Here is a 23,931-nt window from a genome sequence, read left to right on the forward strand (position 1 = left end):
TCGTTGAAGAGGCAGGCATGAGCCCGCGCGACGTAGTTATCACCGGTATGGGCATCGTTTCCTCGCTTGGCGAGGGCGCGGACGCCCACTGGCAGGCACTGACAGCCGGCACGCCGGCTCCCGTGCTCGATAAGGAGCGCTTCGCGCCCTACACCATCCACCCCCTTCCCGAGATCGACTGGGGCCAGCAGATCCCGCGCCGCGGCGATCAGCGGCAGATGGAGACCTGGCAGCGCCTGGGCACCTATGCAGCCGGTCTTGCGCTCGATGACGCCGACATGAAGGGTGACGAGGCGCTCTGCGCCTCCATGGATATGGTTGTGGCCGCTGGTGGCGGCGAGCGCGACGAGACCGTGGATGAGGGCATTCTCGCCGCATCGCTCGAGCGCAGCGATCATGATCTGCTTCTCAACGAAAAGCTCACGACCGAGCTGCGCCCGACCCTGTTCCTGGCGCAGCTTTCCAATCTGGCCGCCGGCAATATTTCCATCGTCCACAAGGTGACCGGCTCGTCCCGCACCTTCATGGGCGAGGAAGGCGCTGGCGTTTCGGCCATCGAGACGGCTGCGGCCCGCATCCGCTCCGGCCAGTCCTCGCACATTCTGGTGGGCGCGTCCTTCCAGACCGAGCATTCCGACATGCTGCTCGCCTACGAGCTCGGCGGCTTTCTGCACCGTGGTGACTGGGCGCCGGTCTGGCAGCGCGCCAATGGCGAAGGCGGCGGCTTGGTCACCGGCTCCGGCGCGGCCTTCCTGGTTCTGGAATCGCGCGAGCATGCCGAAAAGCGCGGCCGCAAGGCCTATGCCGCCATCGGCCCCGTCGTTTCCCGCCGCAGCCGCCGCAAGGCGGAGCCGCTTGCCGCAGGCGTTTCCGAAATGATCGACCGGCTCGAGCTGCCCGGCGCACCGCTCATGGCGCTCTCGGGCGCATCGGGCGCGCATGAGGCAACCGCTGCCGAGCTGGAAGCCTTTGGCAGCCGCGAGAACATGGTGCTGCGCGGCTTCTCCTCGCTCACCGGCCACATGAAGGAGGCGCAGTTCCCCTTCGCCGTGGCGCTTGCAGCGCTCGCCGTTCACCATGGACAGGCCTACCCTGCATTTGACGATCAGCGCGAAGCCGCATTCGATGGCAGCCTCGACGCCGTTCTGGCTACGGCCGTCGGTTATCACTGCTATGAGGGCATGGGGCTCATCACCAAAGCCTGACCCGACAGTCGGGAAGGCCCGGGCCCGTAAGTTTATGAGCCGGAAGATTTAGAGAAAGCGATCACGTGAAAACGACCGACAGCTTTGGAAGACCCGTTATCGCCGTCACCGGCATGGGCGTTGTCACCTCTCTCGGCCAGGGACGTGCGGAAAACTGGGATGCGCTGATCAATGGCCGTTCCGGCATCCATCCCATCACGCGCTTTCCCATCGACCATCTCGCCACCACCATTTCCGGCATGGTCGACTTCCTGTCATCCAGCACCCGTGGCGCAAGCGTTCACACCCATGAGCTTGCCGATCTGGTTGCGGCGGAAGCCATCGGGCAGTCGGGCCTTCCCGCGTCCGATTTCGGCGGCCCCCTGTTCCTTGCAGCGCCCCCGGTGGAGCTTGACTGGCATCACCGCCTGGCGCTCTACGCCAAGGCCCGCGAGCACAATGGCAACACCTCGCTGATCGAAGCCGCCCGCGAGGCGCACGCCACCGAACTCTTCGAGGAAAGCCAGTTCGGCACCATCGCCGACCGCCTTGCGGAACGTTACGGCACGCGCGGCCTGCCCATCACCCTGTCGACGGCCTGCGCCTCGGGCGCGACCGCCATTCAGCTCGGCACGGAAGCGATCCGTCGCGGCGAATGCGACCGCGCGCTCGCCATTGGCGCAGACGGTTCGGCGACAGCCGAAGCGCTTATCCGCTTCTCGCTCCTTTCCGCGCTCACCACCCAGAACGACGATCCCGAAAAGGCATCGCGCCCCTTCTCCAAGGACCGCAGCGGCTTCGTTCTGGCCGAGGGCGCAGGCGCACTGGTTCTGGAATCGCTCGAAAGCGCCCTTGCCCGTGGCGCCGAGATCCTCGGCATCATGAGCGGCTGCGGCGAAAAGGCCGACGATTTCCACCGCACCCGGTCCAAGCCGGACGGTTCGCCGGCCATTGGCGCCGTCCGCGCCGCGCTCGCTGACGCCGGCATGTCGACCGAAGACATCGAATACATCAATGCGCACGGCACCTCGACGCAGGAAAACGACAAGATGGAGCACATGTCTCTGTCGACCGTTTTCGGCGAGCGCATGAAGACGCTGCCCATCTCGTCCAACAAGTCGATGATCGGCCACACCCTCTCGGCCGCCGGCGCCGTGGAAGCCGTCTTTTCGCTCATGACCATGCGCGAAGGCGTCATTCCGCCGACCATCAATTACGACACGCCCGACCCGGCCATCGAGCTCGACGTCGTGCCGAACGTGAAGCGCGAGGCGCAGGTTTCGACCGTGCTTTCCAACTCGTTCGGCTTCGGCGGACAGAACACCTGCCTTGTCATGGCCAGGGAACCGGTCTAATCGACCGGTTCAGACCGGTGGAATGCGTTTGGCGTTCGGTGCCTGCGCGGTGTGTCGCGCTCCACGAACGCCAAATTTGATCGTTCCGCCGGAAACGCAAACTTGCCGGTGGCCTTCACTGTTCCAGTCCTGGCGCTCATCCCCGAAACGGATCGAACGCAAATGCCGGAAACAGACCACCAGCCTGAACATCGGAAGACATGATGCGCGCACTTCAACTCGTCGCCGACCGCAAGCTTGAAACCGTCGATCTTGCGCCGCCCCCCGCTCCCGGACAGGGAGAAGTGACGCTGAAGATCCGCGCCGTCGCGCTCAACCACATCGATGTCTGGGGCTGGCGCGGCATGGCGTTCGCCAAGCGCAAGATGCCGCTCGTGGTCGGTGCGGAAGCCTCCGGCGTGGTCGAGACGGTCGGCCCCGGCGTGAGCAACCTGCTCCCCGGCCAGCTCGTCTCCATCTACGGCGCGCGCACCTGCGGCCTCTGCCGCCCCTGCCGCGAAGGCCGTGACAATCTGTGTGAGCACGTCTCCGGCGTTCATGGCTTCCATCTCGATGGTTTTGCGCAGGAAAAGATCAACCTGCCGGCCCGCCTCCTCGTCCCCGCGCCGCCCGGCGTCGACGAGATCGGCGCAGCCGTCGCACCCGTCACCTTCGGCACGGTCGAGCACATGCTGTTCGACAATGCGAAGCTTGAGCCCGGCGAGACGATCCTCGTCCAGGCCGGCGGCTCCGGCATCGGCACCGCCGCCATCCAGCTTGCCAAAAGCATGGGCTGCACCGTCATCACCACGGTCGGCTCCGACGACAAGATGGAGAAAGCCCGCGCACTCGGCGCGGATCACGTCATCAACTACCGCGAAGACCGTTTCGAGGGCGTGGTGCGCAAGATCACGAAGAAGCGCGGCGTCGACGTGGTGTTCGAGCATGTGGGCGCAGACACCTGGGCAGGCTCGCTTCTGTGCATGAAGCGCGGCGGCCGTCTCGTCACCTGCGGCTCCACCTCCGGCGTCTCCACCAACATGAACCTGATGCAGCTCTTCCAGCAGCAGCTCAAGATCTTCGGTTCCTTCGGCTGCCGCATGGAAAACATGGCCGACGCCATGCAGAAGATGGCGCGCGGGCTGGCTTCGCCGGTCATCGACACCGAGGTGAACTTCGACGACATCGACAAGGCGCTTGCCCGCATGGAAGGCCGCGACGTGTTCGGCAAGATCATCCTGCGCGTCGACTGATCCATCCAGCATGAAGCGCTTTCTTTTCCTTCTCGGCAGGCGTCTGAAGACGCTGGAATACTGGCTGACCGCCAAACTGGTGATCGGCGTTCTGGCGCTGCTGCGCCGCCTGCCGCCTGAAAAGGCGCTCAATCTGGCAGACCGGGTCGCGCGCACATTCGGCCCGAAGGTCGGACGGCATCGCCTCGCCGTCGACAATCTGCGTCAGGCCTATCCCGAAAAGAGCGACGCCGAGATCGAAACCATTGCCCGCGACATGTGGGGCAACATGGCGCGGCTCGCCGTCGAATACGTGTTTCTCGACAAGCTGTTCGATTTCGACCCGGAAGCCGAGACGCCCGGCCGCGTCGAGGTGGAAGGCGTGGAGATCTTCAAGCGGCTGCGCGAGGAAAAGGGTGTCCCGCACATCTTCTTCACCGGCCATATGGGCAATTTCGAGTTCCTGCCCATTGCCGCAGCCCGCTTCGATCTGACCACCACCTCGCTCTTTCGTCCGCCAAACAACCCGTTTGTCGCCGACTACATTCTCGAGACCCGGCGCAGCGCCATGGGCGGGCTCGTGCCCTCTCAGGCCGGTGCAGCCCTCCAGCTTGCCCGCGTTCTCGACGATGGCGGCAATATCGGCGTTCTGGTCGATCAGAAATTCCGCAAGGGGGTGAAGACCCGCTTCTTCGGCCGTGAATGCCGCACCAATCCGCTGCTCGCAAAGCTTGCGCGGCAGTATGAGTGCGATGTCTACCCGGCGCGCTGCAAGCGTCTGCCCGGCGGCCGCTACCGCCTGATCGTGGAAGACAAGGTCGCCCTGCCCCGCAATGCCGACGGCGTCATCGACATCGAGGCCAGCGCCCAGATGCTCAACGACGTGGTCGAACGCTGGGTGCGCGAAGATCCCGGCCAGTGGATGTGGTTCCACAAACGCTGGCAGATGTAGCGGAAGCGCGCCTGCGCTTCCCCGTCAGCCCCGTCATCCCCGTCAGTCGGTCACGACGATTCGCGTGTTCCCCGGCCCGATCTTCTTCACCAGCGCGTAGAGCCGCTTCGCATTTGTTGTGTGCAACCGCACACAGCCATGCGAGGCCGGACTTCCCAGCCTGGAGACGGCATTCGTGCCGTGGATGGCATAACCGCCATAATAGAAGATCGAATAGGGCATGGGCGACATGTTGTATTTGCGCGAATGCCACATCTTGTGCATGCGCTTTGGCCTCCACTGCCCGCGCGGGGTCACATAACCGCGCCGCGCCGTGGAAACACGCCAGCGATGCAGGACACGTCCGCGATGCATCACCGTCATGGTCTGCTTGGATACACTGACCTTAGCCACCAGGCTTGCAGCGAAGCTTTGGTCCACGCCGCCAGAAAGAATCATGCCTGCAATGGCTACAGCAAAGAAAAATCGTTTCATGAGCGCCCCCCGCTGCATGTGTGAAGTTTCTACCCGTAGTCTTGAGAAGCTTAGCTTCAAAACATAACGAAACCCCAAACTTCCCGATTAAAATTGAACTACACGCCCGCGTAACGTGCAAGTTCCGGGGCTTCACAATCGCGTGCGAAGCATCTTGCCAAGCCGCTTTCGTATCGCTCTATTGCTCGCATGAATGAACAGCTTGCCTTAGCCGTACGACGCAGGACGGAAGAACTCGTCGCCCTCACCATCGATCTGATCCGCTTCCCGACGGTCAACCCGCCGGGAGACGCCTATACGCCCTGCTGCGAGTACATCGCACGCCGTCTCAAGGCGAAGGGATTTGCCACACAGTTCATCCGGGGCGTCGGCGCGCCGGGTGATTCCGACCGTTATCCGCGCACCAATGTGGTCGCCCGCCGCGAGGGCCGCAGCCCCGGTGCGACCGTGCATTTCAATTCCCATATCGACGTGGTGGAAGCCGGCGAAGGCTGGACGCTTGATCCCTATGCGGGCGTGGTTCGCGACGGCAAGGTGTTCGGTCGCGGCGCATGCGACATGAAGGGCGGCCTTGCCGCTTCCATCATCGCCGCAGAAGCCTTTCTGGAAATCTATCCGGATTTCCCCGGCGCCATCGAGATTTCCGGCACGGCTGACGAAGAGTCCGGCGGTTTTGGCGGCGTCGCCTATCTGGCCCGCGAAGGCTTCTTCTCCAAGCCCCGCGTCGATCACGTGATCATTCCCGAGCCGCTCAACAAGGACCGCATCTGCCTCGGCCATCGCGGCGTCTGGTGGGCGGAGATCGAAACCCACGGCGCAATCGCCCATGGGGCGATGCCGTTCCTCGGCGATTCGGCCATCCGCCACATGGGCGCCCTGCTTCACGCCTTCGAGGAGGAGCTTTTCCCCGCCCTCGACGCCAAGCAGACCCGCATGCCCGTCGTGCCGGAGGGCGCGCGCCGTTCGACCCTCAACATCAATTCGGTCCATGGCGGCCAGACGGAGGATTTCTTCCCCGGCCTGCCCTCACCCAATGTCGCCGATTCGTGCCGCATGGTGCTCGACCGCCGCTTCCTCATCGAGGAGGACATTTCCGAGGTGAAGGGCGAGGTCGTCTCGATCCTCGAACGCCTGAAGCAGGAACGGCCGAAATTCGACTATTCCATGCGCGACCTGATGGAAGTGCTGCCGCTGATGACCGAGGAAGACGCGCCCGTACCCAGCGCCATCGCCGCCGGCATCCGCGAAGTGTTCGGCAAGGAGCCGGAATATGTCATTTCGCCCGGCACCTATGACCAGAAGCACATTTCGCGCATCGGCCATCTGCATGACTGCGTTGCCTATGGCCCCGGCATTCTCGATCTGGCGCACCAGCCGGACGAGTGGGTCGGCATCGAGGACATGGTGCAGTCGGCCACCGTCATGGCCATGAGCCTTGATGTGCTTTTGCGCGGTGTCACACCGCCGAAATAACCCCTTCCAAAACACGCGATTTACACGTGCCCTGAATCGCGCTTCAATCCATAAAAATGACACGGCCCTGCGGGAGAGACACATGAAAACTATCAAGTCCATCATTGGCGGAGCCGCGCTGTTATTGGCAGCGGGCACCGCTGCATTTGCAGCACGCACCGACCTCGTCATCGGCGTGGTTCTTGAACCGCCGCATCTCGACCCGACCACCAGCGCTGCTGCCGCCATTGACGAAATCCTCTACGCCAATCTCTTTCAGGGTCTGACCCGTATCGGCCGCAATGGCGAAGTGCTTCCCGCACTGGCCGAAAGCTGGACCGTTTCCGACGACGGCAAGGTCTACGCGTTCAACCTGCGTTCGGGCGTCACCTTCCATGACGGCACCGCGTTCGACGCCGAGGACGTCAAGTTCACGCTCGACCGCGCACGCGCCGACGATTCGACCAATGCGCAGAAGCAGCTTTTCGCCGCCATCGACACGGTCGAGGTGGTGGACCCGGCCACCGTCAAGGTCACGCTGAAATCCCCGCAGGGCTCATTCCTCTACAATCTGGGCTGGGGCGACGCCGTCATGGTCGCGCCCGAAACGGCTGAAGGGAACAAGGAGAAGCCGGTCGGCACCGGCCCGTTCAAGTTCGGCAACTGGGCCAAGGGCTCTTCCATCACCCTCGTCAAAAACCCGGATTACTGGGGCGAGCCCGTCGCGCTGGAGAAAGCCGAGTTCCGCGTCGTTCCTGATGCCGCAGCCGCCATTCCCGCCCTCTTATCGGGCGATGTGCAGGCATTCCCGCAGATGCCCGCCGGCGATGCGCTCATCCAGATCGAGAGCGATCCGCGTTTCGTCGTCGCCATCGGCGCCACCGAGGGCGAGACCATCCTGTCGACCAACAACGGCAAAGAGCCCTTCAACGACATTCGCGTGCGTCAGGCCATCGCCCACGCCCTCAACCGCGAAGACATCATCGCCGGCAATGGCTCCGGCTATGGCACCCCCATCGGTTCGCATTTCTCGCCGGCCAACGAGGCCTATGTCGATCTGACCGAAACCTACGCCTACGATCCGGCAAAGGCGAAGGAACTGCTTGCCGAAGCGGGCTACCCGGATGGCTTCAAGGCAACGCTGAAACTGCCGCCGCCGGCCTATGCGCGCGATGGCGGCCAGATCGTCGCTTCGCAGCTTCGCCAGGTCGGCATTGATCTGGAAATCATCCCCGTCGAGTGGGCCCAGTGGCTGGAACAGGTCTTCAAGAACAAGGACTACGACCTGACCATCATCTCCCACACGGAGCCGAACGACATCAACATTTACGCCCGTGACGACTATTACTTCGATTACAACAACCCGGCCTTCAAGGAGGTCATGAACACGCTCGAAGCCACCGCCGATCCGGAACGGCGTGTCGAGCTGTACAAGACCGCGCAGAAGATCATCGCCGAAGATGCGGTGAACGGCTTCCTGTTCCAGCTTCCCAAGATCGGTGTCTGGGACGCCAAGCTCGAAGGCATGTGGGAGAACTCTCCCATTCAGGCAAACGACCTGACCGACGTGAAGTGGGCTGACTGAACCTTCATGAACCGCCCTGCCGTCCGCGTGAGCGGGCGGCGGGCGGGCTGCGATCATATGGATAGGTTCTGACCCCGGACTCATGCTCGTCTATCTTCTCAAGCGCATTGCCATTGGCCTCGCCACGCTGCTCGTGGCGTCCGCCGTGGTGTTCTCCGTCCTGGAAATCATTCCCGGCGACCCGGCCCTCTTGATGCTCGGCATGAACGCCGAGCCCGACACGCTCGCCGCCCTGCGCGAGCAGATGGGCCTCAACCAGCCGGTTTTCCTGCGCTATCTCGACTGGGTGTCGGGTCTCGCCGTCGGTGATTTCGGCACGTCCTACACCTATTCCTCGCCGGTTCTGGAGCTCATCGGCGAGCGCGTCATGGTCTCCCTGCCGCTCGCTCTCATCTCGTTATTCCTGTCCACCGTCATCGCGCTGCCCGTCGGCATTTTCGCCGCTGCGCGCCGCGGCAAGCCCGCCGACACCATCACCATGGGGGCGGCGCAGGTGGGTGTCGCCATCCCCAATTTCTGGTTCGCGCTGCTCCTGATCTACCTGTTCGCCGTCTGGCTCCGCCTTGTGCCCGCCGGCGGCTTTCCCGGCTGGGATGCGGGCATCTGGGCCGGTCTCAAGGCGCTCATCCTGCCGGCCATCGCGCTGGCGCTGCCGCAGGCGGCCATCCTTGCCCGCGTCACCCGTTCGGCCATGCTCGAAGTGCTCGGCGAGGATTACATCCGCACCGCCCGCGCCAAGGGCATGCCGCGCCGCATCGTTCTGTGGCACCACGCGCTGCGCAATGCGCTGATCCCGGTGCTCACCATTCTCGGCCTGCAATTCGCCTTTTTGCTCGCCGGCACCATCATCATCGAGAACGTGTTCTACCTGCCGGGTCTTGGCCGTCTCGTTTTCCAGGCCATCACCCAGCGCGATCTCATCGTCGTTGAAGGCGTGGTGATGCTGCTCGTCGCCACGGTGATCATCGTCAACATTCTCGTCGATATCGGCTACGCCATCGTCGATCCGCGCCTGAGGACACGCCGATGAGCCAGGACGCAAGCATGCCCCCCGCACCGCCGCAGAACCATTTCCTGCAAATGGCGCTCGCCAACCGTTCCTTCATGATCGGCCTTTTCATAACGCTGATCATCACCGGCATGGCGCTCCTGTCCTTTGTCTGGACGCCCTACGACATTACCCATCTGGTGGTCTCCGACCGCATGCAGGGCCTGTCATGGGCGCATCCGCTGGGCACCGACCACCTTGGCCGCGACATCCTTTCCATGATCATGATCGGCGCGCGCAACTCCATCGCCGTGGCCATTGTCGCCGTTGGCATCGGCATGGGCGTCGGCGTGCCGCTCGGCTGCTGGGCAGCCGCGCGTGGCGGCGTGGTCGATGAAGTCCTGATGCGCTTCAACGATCTGGTCTTCGCCTTCCCGGCCCTTCTCTCGGCCATCATGATCACCGCCATTTTCGGCCCCGGCGCGATCAACGCCATCATCGCCATCGGCATTTTCAACGTTCCGGTCTTTGCCCGCGTGGCGCGCGCCGGCGCGCTCTCCATCTGGCCGCGCGAGTTCATTCTGGCAGCCCGCGCCGCCGGCAAGAACAGGGTGCTCATCACCATCGAGCACATCCTGCCCAACATCGTCGCGCTGCTCCTCGTTCAGGGCACCATCCAGTTTGCGCTCGGCATTCTGGCCGAGGCGGGCCTGTCCTATCTGGGGCTTGGCACGCAGCCGCCCATGCCCTCCTGGGGGCGCATGCTGTTCGAGGCGCAGACCCGCATGATGATCGCCCCCCATCTGGCCATCTTCCCCGGCCTCGCCATCGTCATCACCGTGCTCGGTCTCAACCTGCTCGGCGACGGCCTGCGCGACCTTCTCGACCCAAGGCTGAGGCGCGAGCGATGAGCCTGCTTGAAATCGAAAACCTGTCCCTTTCCATCGCCGGCCACCCGGTTCTGAAGGATGTCGACCTTCAGATCGCTCCCGGCGAAGTGCTCGGCGTCGTCGGCGAATCCGGTTCCGGCAAATCCATGAGCGCCCTTACCGTGATGCAGCTCCTGCCGGAGCTCACCCGCGCTCAAGGCCGCGTCACCTTTGACGGTATCGACATTCTCGCCGCCCCCGAAGAGGCCATGTGCCGCCTTCGCGGCGATGATCTCGGCATGGTCTTTCAGGAGCCCATGACCGCGCTCAACCCGGTCAAGACCATCGGCGAACAGGTGGCCGAGGGCATTCGCTGGCACACCGGCGCCAACCGTCCGGACGCCGAAGCGCGCGCCCGCGCCATTCTCGACCGTGTCGGTCTGCCCGAGAGCAAGTTTCCGCTCTCGCGCTTTCCTCACGAGCTTTCCGGCGGCCAGCGCCAGCGCGTCGTCATCGCCATCGCCTGCGCGCTCAAGCCCAAGCTCCTGATCGCCGACGAGCCCACCACCGCGCTCGATGTCGTGCTTCAGGCGCAGATCCTCGATCTGCTGCGCGACCTGGTGGAAGAAAACCGCATGGGCCTCATGCTCATCTCGCACGATCTGGCCGTCGTCGCCGACATGGCCGACCGTGTGACCGTCATGCGCCATGGCGTGGTGATGGAAAGCGGCCCCACGGCCACCGTTCTGCGCGAGCAGAAACACCCCTACACCCGCCAGCTCGCCGAGGCCTCCACCCATGTGCCGGCCCGCGCGCGCCCGCAGGAAGAGGCCGGGAAGGAGGAGCAGACGCCCCTCCTCAGCGTCTCCAGCGTCACGCGCGACTATCCCGGTCGCCGCAAGGGGCTTTTCTCCAAGCCGGAACCCTTCCGCGCCGTCGACAATGTCAGTTTTTCGCTGGTTCCCGGCCATGCGGTTGCGCTGGTGGGACGTTCAGGCTGCGGAAAGTCGACGCTTGCCCGCATGATCCTTGCGCTCGATCGTCCCACATCCGGCGAAATCCGCCTCGACGGCGAAGCGCTTGGCGGCAAGAGCGAACATGAACTGCGCCACGCCCGGCGCAACATGCAGGTGGTCTTTCAGGACCCCTATGGCTCGTTCAATCCGCGCCATCAGGTGGAGCGGCTGGTGGCCGAGCCCCTGCATCTGCTGGACACGAAACCGTCCGTCACCGAACGCCGCGACCGTGTTGCCGAAGCGCTCGAATCCGTCGGCCTCAAGGCCAGCGACATGCAGAAATACCCGCATGAGTTTTCCGGTGGCCAGCGCCAGCGCGTATCCATCGCCCGCGCCATCATCACCCGTCCGAAGCTGATCGTGGCCGACGAGCCTGTCTCCGCCCTCGACGTGTCGATCCGCGCACAGATCCTCGACCTGTTCGCCGATCTGAACCAGCGGCTCGATCTCACCTATCTTTTCATCACCCATGATCTGACGGTGGCGCGCGCCATCACAGACGAAGTCATGGTCATGCATGACGGGCGCATCGTGGAAAGCGGCCCCACCGCCGCCGTTCTGGAAAACCCGGAATCGGAAGCGGCAAAGGCGCTCGTCGCCGCCGCGCCCGATCTGGAACGCGCCATCGCGGCACGGCTCGCCCGGGAGAAGGCCTGAGCCCGGTCATAACGCCAGACCGACGATGTCGGGCAAGCGCCCGCCCCGGTCTGGCGTCACATCATCAAACATCAGAGGATTCTTTCTGCCGGCCACATTTTGACCGATCCGAAACCGCATCCGGTTTGAATGAAGAAGATTCTGAAAACAGCCTCTACCCTCATCCTTGCCATTTTCGCCGCCGCGCTTGCCTATGGGGGATGGGGCTATCTCGATGCAATCAAGGATGCCGATGCCCTGAAACTGCGGGCAGATGCGCTCATCGCCGAGAACCGCGGCGGGCAGTCGCTTGGAGACGCCCGGTTGCGGCAGTTGCTGCAGGTGCAGGATCCAAACTTCCAGGGCCATTCCGGTGTCGACATGATCACCCCCGGCGCAGGCGTCACGACCATCACCCAGTCGGCCGCCAAACGCCTGGCTTTTGAGGCGTTCAAACCCGGCATCGGAAAAATCCGCCAGACCGGCTATGCCCTTGGGCTGGAAAGCGAACTCACCAAAGAGCAGATCCTCGCGCTCTGGCTCGACACGCTGGAGATGGGCAAAGGTCCCGATGGCTGGGTCACCGGCTTTCACCGTGCAAGCGAAAAAAATTTCGGCAAAGCGCCCTCAGACCTTCAGGAAACCGAGTTCCTGAGCCTCGTGGCCGTTCTGATTGCGCCTGGAAAATACCGGCTTGGCACGGACGATCCGGCCCTTGCCGAACGCGTAGAGCGCATCGCACGTCTTGTTTCAGGATCGTGCAGCCCGCTGGACAATGGGGACGTCTGGCTGGAAGGATGCCGTTGAGCCTCAGAGCCGCGCTCTAGCCCGACAGATGCGCCACTTCATCTGCGCCGAGCCCCAGCACATCGCACACCCGCGCCGTCAGCCGGTCAGCGCGGGGACCAAGCTCCGCGTCGCGCGCGGCCAGATCAAACAGTGTCTCGGCAAGGATCAGCCGTCGCTCGTGGCTGGTCTGGCGCAGGTTCGCGCGCGCCTGCATCACTTCGGCCTCCGTCGCCAGCGCCGAAAGCGCGGCGACAAGCTCTGCAATCTCGTCTTCGGATAAAGCAAGCGCGCCAGAGGCGACGCGGCCAAGGACCGTCTTCTCACGCTCCCCCAGCGGCTCGTCGGTCAGTGCCAGCCGTAAGAGCAGCAGCACGTCGCCGGCCATGGCGTTCAAAGCGGCTGACATCTCATGGCCCTCCGCCCCTGAGCCGGAGTTTGGCCCGGACTCTGGCCCGGCATCTGGCCCGGAATCTGGCGAAGTAAACATGGCTTGCTCCCGGTCTCTCCGTTCCTGACCACAATACGGTGCCACTGCCCAACTGGATCACCGGGCCGGGCATCGCGCCATAACGCAACCGCCACGAAAGTGCTCAAACACAACACTTCCGGTGAGGGTCGACACGCATCGTCGTCAAGGCCGTTCCTTCATTGATTGCGCCACAGCGCAAAGCTTCCTGTACAACTGCCGAAACCGCCTTGCGGAGCGCATCCGGTTGTGATGCAAGAAGCCATCCTTATCGCTGGCTACTCCGTGAATATGTTTGAAGCAAGTCTCGAGATTCTCCTCCTTCTGACCCTGGCAGCCTTTTTTGCCGGCTTTATGGATGCAATCGCCGGTGGCGGCGGTCTCGTCACCATACCCACCCTGCTTCTGGCCGGCTTTCCACCCGTGCTTGCACTCGGCACCAACAAGCTGCAGGGCATGTTCGGCAGCGGAGCCGCGGCATACGCCTATGCCAAGGCGGGGCATGTGCGCATTTCCGACCAGATATGGCCCGCGATCTTCTCGTTTCTGGCCTCGATAGCCGGCGCGCTGGTGGCAACGATCCTGCCGGCCGATCTCCTGCGCGGCATGCTTCCCGTGCTCCTGATCGCGGTCGCGCTTTATTTCGCGTTTAAACCCAATTTGAACGACATCGACCGCGCGCAGCGGATCACGCCCTTCGTTTTCGGCTTAACCGTCGCGCCTTTTCTCGGCTTCTATGACGGTGCGTTCGGCCCCGGCACGGGCTCGTTCTTCATGCTCGCCTTTGTCGGCCTCGCCGGTCAGGGCCTGCTCAAGGCCACAGCGCACACAAAGTTTCTGAACTTCGCCTCCAATGTCGGTGGCTTCGCAGCCTTCGCCATGGTCGGCGCCATCGCGTGGAAGGTCGGGCTGATGATGGGACTGGCGCAGATCGCCGGCGCGCGCATCGGTGCAGCCTTCGCCATGAAGAAGGGTTCGCGCGTCATCAAGCCGCTTCTGGTGATCACCTGTCTGGCGCTTGCGGTTCGTCTCCTGATGGATCCCGAGAACCCGCTGCTGCGGTCTATTGGCCTATAAGCCCGATCCGGCCCTAACCTGATCCCCGCTATCATCACCATCGGGGATTCCCATGACACTCAACGCACCCACAAAAGTCGTCTTTCTGCTCAGCCTGGTCATCGCGATCATAGGGGTCGTCGCAGCGTTCAATCTCCTGACCTTCGTGCCGATCCCTGCCTTCTGGATCATGACGCTGGCCTATCTTCTGATGGTCGGCGGCTCGCTTTTGAAAGGCGTCTAGGGAAAGACATCAGGAGCCACCGGCCTGAAGAGCATTGTATGATAGCGTAATCGGGGTGCGTTCAGGGTCAGGACCCTAGCGGGCGGCAGCAAGCAGCGCGTCGCAGTCCAGATGCTCTTCAAGTTGCATGGCGATGTTATCCAGCGCCTGCTCGACCTGCGCGCGATAATTCGTTCCCCCCGTCTCGATGCCAAATTCCCTGAGGAATCGCGCCCGAAATGCGTCGGAGCCGAACAGACCGTGCAGATAGGTGCCCGTGACAAGGCCATCGCTGGATGTCGCACCGTCCGGGCGGTCGCCGATCATGGCCACCGGGCGGGCGCAATCCGCCCCTTCGGTCCGGCCGATATGGATCTCATAGCCGGACAGGGCCACGCCGTGGCGCGGTGAGTGCGCCTCCACCTCGCGCAGCGCCTTTTGCGGCTGCATCACCGTCTCCACATCGAGCAGCCCCAGCCCCTCGAAGCGCCCTGCCTCGCCCTCAAAGCCTTCCGGATCATCGACGCTGCGGCCAAGCATCTGATAGCCCCCGCACAGGCCGACAATGTGCCCGCCGCGCGCGTGATGCGCCTTCAGATCCTCATCCCAGCCCTGCCGGCGCAGAAACGCAAGATCGCCGATGGTCGATTTCGACCCCGGCAGAACGATCAACCCTGCATCGCGCGGCAGACGCTCCCCCGGCGGCACGAACACCACTTCCACCTCCGGCTCCGCCGACAGCGGATCGAGATCGTCGAAATTGGCGATGCGTGAGAGCATCGGCACGGCAACCTTGAGCTTCGCCGGCAGATGGCTCGCCCGCCGCGCCAGCGTGACGGAATCCTCCGGCGGCAGGCGGCTTGCGTCGGCCAGCCACGGCACCACCCCGAAGGAGGGCCAGCCCGTGAACCGGCCAATCGCGGCAATGCCGTCATCGAACAGCGAGAGGTCACCGCGAAACTTGTTCACGATGTAGCCGACGATCATGCGCCGGTCTTCCTCGCTCAGGATCAGATGCGTGCCCGCGAGTGCGGCGATCACCCCGCCCCGGTCGATATCGCCGACCAGCACCACCGGCACGTCCGCCTGCGTGGCAAACCCCATATTGGCGATGTCACGGGCGCGCAGATTGATCTCGGCGGGCGAGCCTGCGCCTTCGACGATCACCAGATCGGCTTCTTTGCGCAGCCGCTCGAACGATTCGAGCACCGGCCCGATCAGCGCGCCCTTGCTGCGCTGATAGTCGCGCGCCCGCGCCGAACCGCGCGAGCGGCCCTGCACCACGAGCTGCGCGCCCATGTCGCTCTCCGGCTTGATCAGAACGGGGTTCATGTCCACGCTCGGCGCGACCCCGCAGGCCAGCGCCTGCAGCCATTGCGCCCGGCCGATCTCGCCCATCTCGTCGCCACCGCCCGGCATCGCGGCAATCGCTGCATTGTTCGACATGTTCTGCGGCTTGAACGGGCGCACATTGAGGCCCCGCCGCTTCGCCATCCGGCAGAGCCCGGCCACCAGCACCGACTTGCCCACATCCGAACCCGTGCCCTGCAGCATGATGGCGCGCGCCATGGTCATCCCCGTCTTCATCCTGTCCGCGCGCCCATACTGTCCGTGTTTGATGCACAGCGCCTGTGCCGCACCTCGCATTGCGCGGCCCACTCAATGCACTAAACTGATCCGACTGGGAAGATTTTCCATTTCGGGAGGACGTCATGGACGCCAATGCTTCGTCTGGCGCAGAGCAGTTCGAGCTCAACGCCGATCAGCGCGCCATTCAGGAAATGACGGAGAGCTTCGCCGCCGACCGTGTTGCCCCCAACGCGCTCGACTGGGACCGTGACAGGCATTTCCCTGCCGATGTGGTGCGCGAGACCGGGCCGCTCGGTTTCGGCGGCATCTATGTGCGCGACGATGTGGGCGGCTCAGCGCTCGGTCGGCTCGACGCCGTGCTCATCTTCGAGGCTCTGGCCGCCGCCTGCCCCGGTTTTTCCTCCTTCATTTCCATTCACAACATGGCCGGCTGGATGATCGACACGTTCGGCAGCGAGGAGCAGCGCCAGCGCTTCCTGCCGAAACTCACCTCCATGGAGTGGCTGGCAAGCTACTGTCTCACCGAGCCCGGCTCCGGCTCCGATGCCGCGGCGCTCAAGACCAAGGCCGTCAAATCCGGCGACCACTATGTGCTGAACGGCACCAAGCAGTTCATTTCGGGTGCCGGTGAAAACGACATCTATGTCGTCATGGCCCGCACCGGCGAGGACGGCCCCAAGGGCGTTTCAACGCTGATCGTGCCCAGGGATGCGCCCGGTCTCTCCTTCGGCCCGGCCGAGTTCAAGATGGGCTGGCACATGCAGCCGACCCGTCAGGTCATCTTCGAGGATTGCAAAGTGCCCGCCGAAAACCTTCTCTCCAATGAGGGAGCAGGCTTCAGCATCGCCATGGCCGGGCTTGATGGCGGTCGCCTCAACATCGCCGCCTGCTCGCTGGGTGGCGCGCAATCGGCCCTCGACAAGGCGCTCGCCTACACGGCAGAGCGCGAGGCGTTCGGACAGGCCATCAACCGCTTTCAGGCGCTCCAGTTCAAACTCGCCGACATGGAGACCAGCCTCCAGGCCTCGCGCATGATGCTCTACACCGCCGCCGCCCGGCTGGACGCCAGGACACCGGACGCCTCCAAATGGTCGGCCATGGCCAAGCGTTTCGTCACCGATACCTGTTTCGATGTGGCCAATGACGCGCTGCAGCTTCATGGCGGCTATGGCTATCTGCACGAATATGGCGTTGAAAAACTGGTGCGCGACCTGCGCGTCCACCAGATCCTCGAAGGCACCAACGAGATCATGCGCCTGATCATCGCAAGACAGTTGGTCGGTCGCTCCTGACCCCAAACGAGAACACGACGCCCAGCCCGCATTTCCGGAGGAACCCCAATATGGCAACCATCGCATTCATCGGTCTCGGCAATATGGGCAATCCCATGGCCGCCAATCTGGTCAAGGCCGGGCACAGCGTTCAGGGCTTCGACCTGATCACGGAGAACCTCGAAACCGCCGCCAGCAATGGCGTCACCGTCATGGCCAGCGCCGAAGCGGCGGTGAAGGATGCTGCCGTGATCATCACCATGCTGCCGGCGGGAAAGCATGTGCTCTCCGTCTATGCCGACATCGCCCCGAAAGCCGCCCGGGGCGCGCTCTTCATCGATTCCTCCACCATCGACGTGGAGTCGGCCAGAAAAGCCCACGCCATTGCCGCCGGGAACAATCTTCTCTCCATCGATGCGCCGGTCTCCGGCGGTGTGGGCGGCGCGGAAGCGGGCACCCTCACCTTCATGGCCGGCGGCTCTGCCGACGCCTTCGCCAAGGCCAGCCCCATTCTGGAGCCGATGGCCGGTCGCGTCGTGCACTGCGGCGAAGGTGGCGCAGGCCAGGCCGCCAAGATCTGCAACAACATGATCCTCGGCATTTCCATGATCGGCGTCAGCGAGGCCTTCGTGCTGGCCGAAAAGCTCGGGCTTTCCCATCAGGCGCTGTTCGACGTGGCGTCCACCTCGTCCGGCCAATGCTGGTCGCTGACGAGCTATTGCCCGGTGCCCGGCCCCGTGCCCGCCTCACCCGCAAACCGCGACTACAAGCCCGGCTTCGCCGCAGGCCTCATGCTCAAGGATCTGCGCCTTGCACAGGAAGCCGCGCAGGGCGCCGGCGCAGTTACGCCGCTCGGTGCGGAAGCCACCCAGCTCTACGCACTTTTCAATGCCATGGGCCACGAAGGCACGGATTTTTCAGGCATCGTGAATTTCCTGCGCGGCAAGGAAAGCTGAAAAAAATAGTCTGCCGGCAAAAAAGATGCGTTTTTATACTTCCCGCTAACCTCCCGGTAACCATGAGGGGCTAGAAATGACGTCGAGGCGGATTTGAAGCCTCCCCGACGCCGGAACAGGTCTCGCGTACCGGTACGGGAAGTTTTCGCAGCGTAGCGTATTTGCGAAGACAGCGTATTCGAGTAGCAAAAAACCGCGTCTCTTCCCGCCCGAAGAAACGCGGTTTTTCTTTGCACTGGTGAGAACGCCGGGTGCACACACCCGGCTGCAAAACTCTCTACCCCTTCCGCAGATCCGCTTCCGCGCGATCAAGCGCTGCGCCGATCCGCTCGCAGGCCATGTCGATGGTCTCCCGCGTCCAGATCAGCGGCGGCGACAGGATCATCGTGTCGCCCACGGCCCGCATCATCAGCCCGCCGGAAATCGCATGATCGCGCACGCAGGAAGCCGCCGCGCCATCACCTGGAAAACGCTCCCGCGTTTCCCGGTCCGCCACGATCTCGATGGCCGCCATCAGACCAAAGGCCCGCACCTCGCCGACAATGCCGTGATCGCCCAGCCGCGCCTGAAGCGCTTTGGCAAAATAAGGCCCGGTGTCCGTTCGCACCCGCTCGACAAGCCCTTCGCGCTCGATGATCTCCAGGTTCTTCAGCGCCACCGCACACGCCACCGGATGCCCCGAATAGGTGTAGCCGTGATAGAACTCGCCGCCCTTCCTCACCAGCGTCTCGGCAATCCGGTCGCCGACCAAAAGGGCCGAAAGCGGCTGGTAGCCGGATGTCAGCGCCTTGGCTGTCGTGATCGTGTCGGGCTCAAGCCCAAGCCGCTCGGCCGCAAACCATTCGCCCGTGCGGCCATAGCCCGTGATCACCTCATCCAGCATCAACAGCACATCATGTTTCTTGCAGATGCGGTCGATCTCCGGCCAATAGCTTTCCGGCGGGATTTTCACGCCGCCAGCCCCCATCACCGGCTCACCGATGAAGGCGGCGACATTGTCCGGCCCGGCTTCCAGAATGGCGTCCTCCACGGCCTTCGCCGCGCGCAGGCCGAAATCATGATCGCTCTCGCCCTCTTCCCGCAGCTCAAACGCATAGGGCGGCATCACATGGGCGATGTTCGGTACTTCGCCATAAAGCTGGCCATGCATCGCCGACATGCCACCCAGCGACGTCGCCGCCACGGTTGAGCCGTGATAGGCCCAGTTGCGCGAGATGATGCGGTTCTTTTCCGGTCTGCCTTCCAGCGCCCAGTAATGACGCACCAGCCGCAGCGCCGTGTCATTGGCCTCCGAGCCCGACGATCCGTAGAACACCTGGTTGATGTTGGCGGGCGCGATCTCCGCCAGTTTCTGCGCCAGAAGCACCGGCGTCGGCGTCGTGCAGCGGAAGAAGGAATTGTAGTAGGGCAACTCCTTCATCTGTTCACAAGCGGCCTCGGCCAGTTCGTCCCGCCCGTAGCCCACATTCACGCACCACAGCCCCGCCATGCCGTCGAGGATTTCATTGCCCTCCGTGTCATAGACGAAAGGCCCGTCCGCGCGCGTCACGATGCGCGAGCCCGCAGCCCGCAGATCCGCGTGGTCGGTGAACGGATGCAGATGGTGCGCAGCATCCATCGCCTGAAGCTGATCCAGGGAAAAATTCTTGTATGTCATAGACTTGCTCTCTTCGCTTGAATTCATTCGGCAAGGCCGAAAACCGGTTCAGGCGAAGAGCGGCGGTGAGTACCCTATGCGCGCGCAAAGCCGCAGAAGCTCCGTGTGCCGTGTGCGCGGCGACGGTCTGGCGGTCGGCAGTTTGGCGCTTGTCAGTGTTTGACGACGGCTCATGGCGCAAGTCTATCCCCGCCATCATTCACCTTGCAAGATGCCTCCGCCAGCACGGCGCGCAGCGCAGCCCGTGTCTGCGCATCCGTCGCAAGGCTCGTGATATAGGGAAGCCCCGGCCGCCGCGCCGTCCACCCCGCCACAAGCAGGAGATCTATGCCCGGTTCGAAACGCTGCGCCAGCGCCCAGCTTCGACAGTCTACGGCACACAAATCCGCACGCCCGTCGCGGACGGCCCGAAGCGACTGGCGATGCCCGCCTGTTTCAAGACATTGTGAAAATAAATCAATACCTTCTCCGGCCTCTCTCAGATCCTGAATCAAGCCGAGATAGCCCGATCGGGAGACCAGCTCATTAAACGCAAACCGCATCCCGCGCATGCGATCAAGCGGCAGGCGCGCCATGCCGTCCTCGGGCGCGGGGACGCTCACGGCTCCACCCGCCGCGTCACGGCGCATCACGTTGGCGCTCGAATAGAGCGGCCCCGCACCGCCCTCAAAGGCGGAATAATCCGGCTGCGCCAGCACCTGCACGTCATTCGCCAGCCCCGCCTCCAGAGGCCCCCAGCAGGTCTGCGCCAGAAGCAAGTCCGGGTCCCGCCAGACCGCCTGCACATCGCCGCCGCGCGTCAAAGCATCCGGCGCGGCCACGCCACGGGCGCGCAGCCCGTCACGAATGACCCGCCACAGCGCATCGGTTTCGTCCCGGCACTCCGGCCAGTCATACATGGGAAGGGCTGCCAAAGGTCCGCTCATAGAACCTTATCCGATGGCTGGAAGGATGATGGCAAGCGCCCTACTCCTTCACGGGCCTTGCCGGAACCGGCACACTTCCCGTCCCGCTCATCAAGCGGCCATGGGCGCGCGGACGAAACGCGCTGGCGGCTTCCCGTGCCCGTCGAAGTGCGGGATGCGGCACCGGCTCCTTCGTGCGAAAGGCAAAATCCTTCGCCAGCGCAAAATAGCCCGGATAGCTGTACCCGTCATTCATGGCGAGCCACTCCGCCCGTCGCGCACGATAGAGCGCCGGCAGCCGGTACCACGGCGCGCCCGGCATCTTGTGATGGACCAGATGCAGATTGTTGTTCAGAAACAGGAGCGCCAGCGGTGAGCGCTCCACGATGATCGTGCGCCCGTCCGGCCGCTCGGACCATTGATGCTCTGCAAAGGTGCGAACCGAGATCAGCGATTGCCCCAGCCAGGCCGGCCCCAGCACGTAAAGCCACAGCGGCATCCCGAACCCGAAAACGACCACCGGCAGCAAAACCGCCAGCCCGGCTGCATGCAGAAGCCACGCCCTGCGCACTCCGGGTGCATTTTCCCGGATCAGCTTCATCTCCGCAGCGAGAAAGCCTGCCGTCATGATCGCCGGTCCCAGCACGAACCGACCGGCCATCGTGTTGTTGATCCCAAGAAGACGCCGCGCCCAGCCCGGCATTTCCTCATAGTGCCACCGCGCCCGGTAATAGCTCTCCGGGTCCTCGAACGGATCGGTCAGGCGCTCGTCTGCGTGATGGCGCAGATGCAGCGCCCTGAAACGGCGATAGGGATAGACAAGCCCCAGCGTCAAGAACACCAGCGCCTCGTTCACCAGCGCCCGCCGCGTCGGGTGGCCGTGGAGGCATTCGTGCATCAGCGAGCTCTGCAGCGCGACCGTCAACGCCAGAAGCGCCAGTGCCGTCAAAGGCCAATCCGGCCACAGAAAAAGCCCCGCCGCAGCCCAGGCTCCGTAGCATAAGAAAATCAGCGCAAGCGTCGGCCATTCCACCGCCGCACGGCCTGCGCCCCGGCGTCTGGTTGTCATATTCATCTCTATCCCGGTTCTGCGCCGCACGGCCCCAATCGCTCCCCGCTCTCGGCCCGGAAACGCGGCGCGCCGTGCATCCTGACACGAAACTGTCAGGGGGCCCCGGCACACGCAATGCGAGAATACGCACAATGCGTTGACATTGCGCACCAAGAGCATCAATTGTTTACAAAACTCATCAGTCGACGATTGAGCGCATCATGGACAGGATTGTCATCGACAAACGCGATCTCTCCGGCACGTTCCGCGAGCGCCTGAAAACCCTGCTCAAGCGCTCGGGCCTCAACCAGTCGGCCTTCGCCAGCGCCGTCGGCATAGACCGCTCGGCCCTCTCCCAGCTTCTCTCCGGCGCGTCCACACGCCTGCCGCGTGCCGAAACGCTCATCAACATCGCTGCCGAACACAAGGTCTCGCTCGACTGGCTCCTTGGCCTCAGTCAGGATGAAGGCATCACCGGCGACCTGCGCGAAAGCCTGGAGATCGCCGAGGCGCAGGGCGGTTTCAACGACACGCTGCTCGCCAAATGGCACGCCGAGGCCGTCGGCACCAAGATCCGCTACGTGCCATCGGGCATTCCGGATCTGCTGCGCACCGAAGCCGTCATCCTTTACGAAGCCGAAGCCATGCCGCAGCGCCGCGCCACCCAGATCAGCGAAGCGCAGTACCGGGTCGATTACAACCGCAGGCCGGAAACGGACATGGAAGTCTGCATGCCGCGCCAGACACTCGAGCTCTTCGCCAAGGGAGAAGGCGTCTGGCGCACCCTGCCCGAAAAGGTGCGCGCCGAGCAGGTCGTGCACATGGCCCGCCTGCTGGACGACCTCTACCCGACCTTCCGCCTCTTCCTGTTCGACGGGCGCAAACGCTTCTCCGCGCCCTACACGATCTTCGGCCCCTACCGCGCCGCGCTCTATATGGGCGGCGTCTATCTGGTCCTCAGCGCCACCAGCTCCGTGCAGCGCCTGACGCGCCATTTCGACGGTCTCATCCGCGATGCCGAGATCAACGCCCATGAGGCCGCCGGCTTTGTAAAGAGCCTGCGGCTCGGCTGATCGCCTTCCCGCGTCCCGTCCGGGCCTTCCGGGCCTTCCGGGAGGATTGACGGGCATAAACGCCTCTCTATACCCTCAACGCCTGAAACAGCGCCGCCCGAATGGAGGGCACCCGATGCAAGCTTCTTCGATCCCCAATCCCATCGATGCCCTCATCGCCGAAAAAGGCGTTCTCCTCGCCGATGGCGCGACCGGAACCAACCTCTTCGCCATGGGGCTTGAGTCCGGCGATGCGCCGGAATTGTGGAATGAGGATGCGCCGGAGAAGATCGAGGCGCTGCATCAGGGCTTCATCGATGCAGGCGCCGACATCATCCTCACCAATTCCTTCGGCGGCACACGCCACCGGCTGAAACTGCACAATGCGCAGGACCGCGTCTTCGAGCTGAACAGGAAAGCCGCCGAAATCGCCTGCCGCGTCGCCGAAAAGGCCGGCCGCCGCGTCATCGTCGCCGGCTCCGTCGGCCCCACGGGCGAGCTTCTCGAACCGCTCGGCGCGCTCACCTATGATGAAGCGGTCGAAGCCTTTGCAGAGCAGATGGAAGGCCTCAAGGCGGGCGGTGCGGAAGTCGCCTGGATCGAGACCATGTCTGCGCCTGAAGAAATCCACGCGGCTGCCGAAGCCGCGATCCGCGTTGGCCTGCCCTACACCTATACCGGCTCCTTCGACACTGCCGGCCGCACCATGATGGGCCTTGCGCCGAAGGACATTCACGGCGTTGTCGACGATCTCGGCCAGCCGCCTGTCGCCGTCGGGGCCAATTGCGGCGTCGGTGCACCCGACATCCTCGCCACCCTTCTCGACATGACCGAAGCCCGGCCAGACGCCACAATCGTGGTGAAGGGCAATTGCGGCATTCCCGAATTTCGCGGCACGGAAGTCCATTATTCCGGCACGCCTGAATTGATGAGCGAGTATGTGCGGCTTGCCGTCGATGGCAGTGCAAAGATCATCGGCGGCTGCTGCGGCACATCCTTCGAGCATCTGGCGGCCATGCGCACGGCGCTCGACGGCCACAAAAATCCCGAACAACGCCCGACCATCGAAGATGTCGTCGCCCGCGTCGGCCCGCTGCGCAACAAGTCCGCCTCCGAAAGCGGTTCCGCCACAGGCACGCGCCGCTCCCGCCGCGCACGCTCCGGCGAGAGCTGAGCGCCGCCAGACCCTACGC

Annotated in this window: 22 protein-coding genes; 16 read left to right on the forward strand and 6 right to left on the reverse strand. The window is 63.8% G+C overall.

What is annotated here, in order from left to right:
- Nucleotides 1–17 precede the first annotated feature (17 nt).
- From AC4PTT_RS11500 to AC4PTT_RS11515, 4 genes are all read left to right on the forward strand, one after another.
- Nucleotides 18–1,205 carry a beta-ketoacyl-ACP synthase gene (locus AC4PTT_RS11500; protein ID WP_492161182.1) on the forward strand — a complete coding sequence of 396 codons (1,188 nt, stop codon included), beginning with the start codon at nucleotides 18–20 and terminating at the stop codon, nucleotides 1,203–1,205.
- A 113-nt stretch (nucleotides 1,206–1,318) separates the two neighbouring features.
- Nucleotides 1,319–2,539: a beta-ketoacyl-ACP synthase gene (locus AC4PTT_RS11505; protein WP_394374054.1), complete on the forward strand. Its 1,221-nt coding sequence runs from the start codon at nucleotides 1,319–1,321 to the stop codon at nucleotides 2,537–2,539.
- A 203-nt stretch (nucleotides 2,540–2,742) separates the two neighbouring features.
- Nucleotides 2,743–3,771 carry a zinc-binding dehydrogenase gene (locus AC4PTT_RS11510; protein ID WP_475077793.1) on the forward strand — a complete coding sequence of 343 codons (1,029 nt, stop codon included), beginning with the start codon at nucleotides 2,743–2,745 and terminating at the stop codon, nucleotides 3,769–3,771.
- A gap of 10 nt (nucleotides 3,772–3,781) precedes the next feature.
- On the forward strand, nucleotides 3,782–4,702 hold the full coding sequence (locus tag AC4PTT_RS11515; RefSeq protein ID WP_113155051.1) for a lipid A biosynthesis lauroyl acyltransferase: 921 nt from the start codon (nucleotides 3,782–3,784) through the stop codon (nucleotides 4,700–4,702).
- A 42-nt stretch (nucleotides 4,703–4,744) separates the two neighbouring features.
- On the opposite strand, the gene AC4PTT_RS11520 is transcribed toward AC4PTT_RS11515, so the two are convergent.
- On the reverse strand, nucleotides 4,745–5,176 hold the full coding sequence (locus tag AC4PTT_RS11520; RefSeq protein WP_113155050.1) for a L,D-transpeptidase: 432 nt from the start codon (nucleotides 5,174–5,176) through the stop codon (nucleotides 4,745–4,747).
- A gap of 189 nt (nucleotides 5,177–5,365) precedes the next feature.
- Between AC4PTT_RS11520 and AC4PTT_RS11525 the strand changes: the two genes are divergently transcribed.
- The 6 genes from AC4PTT_RS11525 (at nucleotide 5,366) to AC4PTT_RS11550 (ending at nucleotide 12,529) form a co-directional block, all read left to right on the forward strand.
- Nucleotides 5,366–6,649: an acetylornithine deacetylase/succinyl-diaminopimelate desuccinylase family protein gene (locus AC4PTT_RS11525; RefSeq protein ID WP_113155049.1), complete on the forward strand. Its 1,284-nt coding sequence runs from the start codon at nucleotides 5,366–5,368 to the stop codon at nucleotides 6,647–6,649.
- A gap of 82 nt (nucleotides 6,650–6,731) precedes the next feature.
- On the forward strand, nucleotides 6,732–8,213 hold the full coding sequence (locus tag AC4PTT_RS11530) for an ABC transporter substrate-binding protein (protein WP_492161183.1): 1,482 nt from the start codon (nucleotides 6,732–6,734) through the stop codon (nucleotides 8,211–8,213).
- Nucleotides 8,214–8,295: 82 nt separating this feature from the next.
- Nucleotides 8,296–9,243 carry an ABC transporter permease gene (locus tag AC4PTT_RS11535; protein ID WP_113155047.1) on the forward strand — a complete coding sequence of 316 codons (948 nt, stop codon included), beginning with the start codon at nucleotides 8,296–8,298 and terminating at the stop codon, nucleotides 9,241–9,243.
- Nucleotides 9,240–10,112, forward strand: a complete 873-nt coding sequence (locus tag AC4PTT_RS11540; RefSeq protein ID WP_113155046.1) for an ABC transporter permease — start codon at nucleotides 9,240–9,242, stop codon at nucleotides 10,110–10,112. The genes AC4PTT_RS11535 and AC4PTT_RS11540 overlap by 4 nt, the downstream gene beginning before the upstream one ends.
- Nucleotides 10,109–11,743 (forward strand): ABC transporter ATP-binding protein, encoded by a 1,635-nt coding sequence (locus tag AC4PTT_RS11545; protein ID WP_113155045.1) that lies wholly within the window; start codon nucleotides 10,109–10,111, stop codon nucleotides 11,741–11,743. Before AC4PTT_RS11540 ends, AC4PTT_RS11545 begins: the two co-directional genes overlap by 4 nt.
- Before the next feature lie 129 nt (nucleotides 11,744–11,872).
- On the forward strand, nucleotides 11,873–12,529 hold the full coding sequence (locus AC4PTT_RS11550; protein WP_492161184.1) for a transglycosylase domain-containing protein: 657 nt from the start codon (nucleotides 11,873–11,875) through the stop codon (nucleotides 12,527–12,529).
- A 16-nt stretch (nucleotides 12,530–12,545) separates the two neighbouring features.
- On the opposite strand, the gene AC4PTT_RS11555 is transcribed toward AC4PTT_RS11550, so the two are convergent.
- Nucleotides 12,546–12,917 carry a TerB family tellurite resistance protein gene (locus tag AC4PTT_RS11555; protein WP_206552681.1) on the reverse strand — a complete coding sequence of 124 codons (372 nt, stop codon included), beginning with the start codon at nucleotides 12,915–12,917 and terminating at the stop codon, nucleotides 12,546–12,548.
- 351 nt (nucleotides 12,918–13,268) lie between these two features.
- On the opposite strand from AC4PTT_RS11555, the gene AC4PTT_RS11560 reads away from it, so the two are divergent.
- Both AC4PTT_RS11560 and AC4PTT_RS11565 read left to right on the forward strand, forming a co-directional pair.
- Nucleotides 13,269–14,054, forward strand: a complete 786-nt coding sequence (locus AC4PTT_RS11560; protein WP_113156280.1) for a TSUP family transporter — start codon at nucleotides 13,269–13,271, stop codon at nucleotides 14,052–14,054.
- 52 nt (nucleotides 14,055–14,106) lie between these two features.
- Nucleotides 14,107–14,277: a hypothetical protein gene (locus AC4PTT_RS11565; protein WP_204360808.1), complete on the forward strand. Its 171-nt coding sequence runs from the start codon at nucleotides 14,107–14,109 to the stop codon at nucleotides 14,275–14,277.
- A 75-nt stretch (nucleotides 14,278–14,352) separates the two neighbouring features.
- On the opposite strand, the gene AC4PTT_RS11570 is transcribed toward AC4PTT_RS11565, so the two are convergent.
- Complete coding sequence (locus AC4PTT_RS11570) at nucleotides 14,353–15,825, reverse strand: cobyric acid synthase (protein ID WP_492162611.1); 1,473 nt, start codon at nucleotides 15,823–15,825, stop codon at nucleotides 14,353–14,355.
- A 143-nt stretch (nucleotides 15,826–15,968) separates the two neighbouring features.
- Here AC4PTT_RS11570 and AC4PTT_RS11575 point away from each other — a divergent pair, with 143 nt between their 5' ends.
- Complete coding sequence (locus tag AC4PTT_RS11575) at nucleotides 15,969–17,138, forward strand: isobutyryl-CoA dehydrogenase (RefSeq protein WP_113155042.1); 1,170 nt, start codon at nucleotides 15,969–15,971, stop codon at nucleotides 17,136–17,138.
- Between the two features lie 50 nt (nucleotides 17,139–17,188).
- Nucleotides 17,189–18,073: a 3-hydroxyisobutyrate dehydrogenase gene (gene mmsB / locus AC4PTT_RS11580; protein WP_492161185.1), complete on the forward strand. Its 885-nt coding sequence runs from the start codon at nucleotides 17,189–17,191 to the stop codon at nucleotides 18,071–18,073.
- A 277-nt stretch (nucleotides 18,074–18,350) separates the two neighbouring features.
- On the opposite strand, the gene AC4PTT_RS11585 is transcribed toward mmsB, so the two are convergent.
- The 3 genes from AC4PTT_RS11585 to AC4PTT_RS11595 all read right to left on the reverse strand — a co-directional run bounded on the left by AC4PTT_RS11585 (nucleotide 18,351) and on the right by AC4PTT_RS11595 (nucleotide 21,710).
- Nucleotides 18,351–19,730: an aspartate aminotransferase family protein gene (locus AC4PTT_RS11585; protein ID WP_492161186.1), complete on the reverse strand. Its 1,380-nt coding sequence runs from the start codon at nucleotides 19,728–19,730 to the stop codon at nucleotides 18,351–18,353.
- Nucleotides 19,731–19,900: 170 nt separating this feature from the next.
- Entirely contained in the window at nucleotides 19,901–20,656 is a 756-nt protein-coding gene (locus AC4PTT_RS11590; RefSeq protein WP_492161187.1) for a phosphate/phosphite/phosphonate ABC transporter substrate-binding protein, read from the reverse strand.
- A gap of 40 nt (nucleotides 20,657–20,696) precedes the next feature.
- Nucleotides 20,697–21,710 (reverse strand): fatty acid desaturase, encoded by a 1,014-nt coding sequence (locus tag AC4PTT_RS11595; protein ID WP_492161188.1) that lies wholly within the window; start codon nucleotides 21,708–21,710, stop codon nucleotides 20,697–20,699.
- 197 nt (nucleotides 21,711–21,907) lie between these two features.
- Between AC4PTT_RS11595 and AC4PTT_RS11600 the strand changes: the two genes are divergently transcribed.
- Together AC4PTT_RS11600 and bmt are read left to right on the forward strand one after the other, a co-directional pair.
- A complete protein-coding gene (locus tag AC4PTT_RS11600; RefSeq protein WP_162742301.1) occupies nucleotides 21,908–22,759 on the forward strand; it encodes a helix-turn-helix domain-containing protein in 852 nt (283 codons plus the stop codon).
- Nucleotides 22,760–22,874: 115 nt separating this feature from the next.
- On the forward strand, nucleotides 22,875–23,912 hold the full coding sequence (gene bmt, locus AC4PTT_RS11605; RefSeq protein WP_492161189.1) for a betaine--homocysteine S-methyltransferase: 1,038 nt from the start codon (nucleotides 22,875–22,877) through the stop codon (nucleotides 23,910–23,912).
- Nucleotides 23,913–23,931 lie beyond the last annotated feature (19 nt).

It is taken from the genome of Nitratireductor sp. WH36-1 (genome assembly GCF_058725515.1).

What these genes read in the sequence shown, in the direction of transcription:
- AC4PTT_RS11515 (WP_113155051.1), top strand. Translation starts at nt 3,782, where the DNA reads ATGAAGCGCTTTCTTTTCCTTCTCGGCAGGCGTCTGAAGACGCTGGAA.
- AC4PTT_RS11530 (WP_492161183.1), top strand. Translation starts at nt 6,732, where the DNA reads ATGAAAACTATCAAGTCCATCATTGGCGGAGCCGCGCTGTTATTGGCA.
- AC4PTT_RS11520 (WP_113155050.1), bottom strand. Translation starts at nt 5,176, where the DNA reads ATGAAACGATTTTTCTTTGCTGTAGCCATTGCAGGCATGATTCTTTCT.
- AC4PTT_RS11560 (WP_113156280.1), top strand. Translation starts at nt 13,269, where the DNA reads ATGTTTGAAGCAAGTCTCGAGATTCTCCTCCTTCTGACCCTGGCAGCC.
- AC4PTT_RS11575 (WP_113155042.1), top strand. Translation starts at nt 15,969, where the DNA reads ATGGACGCCAATGCTTCGTCTGGCGCAGAGCAGTTCGAGCTCAACGCC.
- AC4PTT_RS11525 (WP_113155049.1), top strand. Translation starts at nt 5,366, where the DNA reads ATGAATGAACAGCTTGCCTTAGCCGTACGACGCAGGACGGAAGAACTC.
- bmt (WP_492161189.1), top strand. Translation starts at nt 22,875, where the DNA reads ATGCAAGCTTCTTCGATCCCCAATCCCATCGATGCCCTCATCGCCGAA.
- AC4PTT_RS11535 (WP_113155047.1), top strand. Translation starts at nt 8,296, where the DNA reads ATGCTCGTCTATCTTCTCAAGCGCATTGCCATTGGCCTCGCCACGCTG.
- AC4PTT_RS11570 (WP_492162611.1), bottom strand. Translation starts at nt 15,825, where the DNA reads ATGGCGCGCGCCATCATGCTGCAGGGCACGGGTTCGGATGTGGGCAAG.
- AC4PTT_RS11505 (WP_394374054.1), top strand. Translation starts at nt 1,319, where the DNA reads ATGGGCGTTGTCACCTCTCTCGGCCAGGGACGTGCGGAAAACTGGGAT.
- AC4PTT_RS11600 (WP_162742301.1), top strand. Translation starts at nt 21,908, where the DNA reads ATGGACAGGATTGTCATCGACAAACGCGATCTCTCCGGCACGTTCCGC.
- AC4PTT_RS11590 (WP_492161187.1), bottom strand. Translation starts at nt 20,656, where the DNA reads ATGAGCGGACCTTTGGCAGCCCTTCCCATGTATGACTGGCCGGAGTGC.
- AC4PTT_RS11500 (WP_492161182.1), top strand. Translation starts at nt 18, where the DNA reads ATGAGCCCGCGCGACGTAGTTATCACCGGTATGGGCATCGTTTCCTCG.
- AC4PTT_RS11585 (WP_492161186.1), bottom strand. Translation starts at nt 19,730, where the DNA reads ATGACATACAAGAATTTTTCCCTGGATCAGCTTCAGGCGATGGATGCT.
- AC4PTT_RS11550 (WP_492161184.1), top strand. Translation starts at nt 11,873, where the DNA reads ATGAAGAAGATTCTGAAAACAGCCTCTACCCTCATCCTTGCCATTTTC.
- AC4PTT_RS11540 (WP_113155046.1), top strand. Translation starts at nt 9,240, where the DNA reads ATGAGCCAGGACGCAAGCATGCCCCCCGCACCGCCGCAGAACCATTTC.
- mmsB (WP_492161185.1), top strand. Translation starts at nt 17,189, where the DNA reads ATGGCAACCATCGCATTCATCGGTCTCGGCAATATGGGCAATCCCATG.
- AC4PTT_RS11565 (WP_204360808.1), top strand. Translation starts at nt 14,107, where the DNA reads ATGACACTCAACGCACCCACAAAAGTCGTCTTTCTGCTCAGCCTGGTC.
- AC4PTT_RS11510 (WP_475077793.1), top strand. Translation starts at nt 2,743, where the DNA reads ATGCGCGCACTTCAACTCGTCGCCGACCGCAAGCTTGAAACCGTCGAT.
- AC4PTT_RS11545 (WP_113155045.1), top strand. Translation starts at nt 10,109, where the DNA reads ATGAGCCTGCTTGAAATCGAAAACCTGTCCCTTTCCATCGCCGGCCAC.
- AC4PTT_RS11555 (WP_206552681.1), bottom strand. Translation starts at nt 12,917, where the DNA reads ATGTCAGCCGCTTTGAACGCCATGGCCGGCGACGTGCTGCTGCTCTTA.
- AC4PTT_RS11595 (WP_492161188.1), bottom strand. Translation starts at nt 21,710, where the DNA reads ATGAATATGACAACCAGACGCCGGGGCGCAGGCCGTGCGGCGGTGGAA.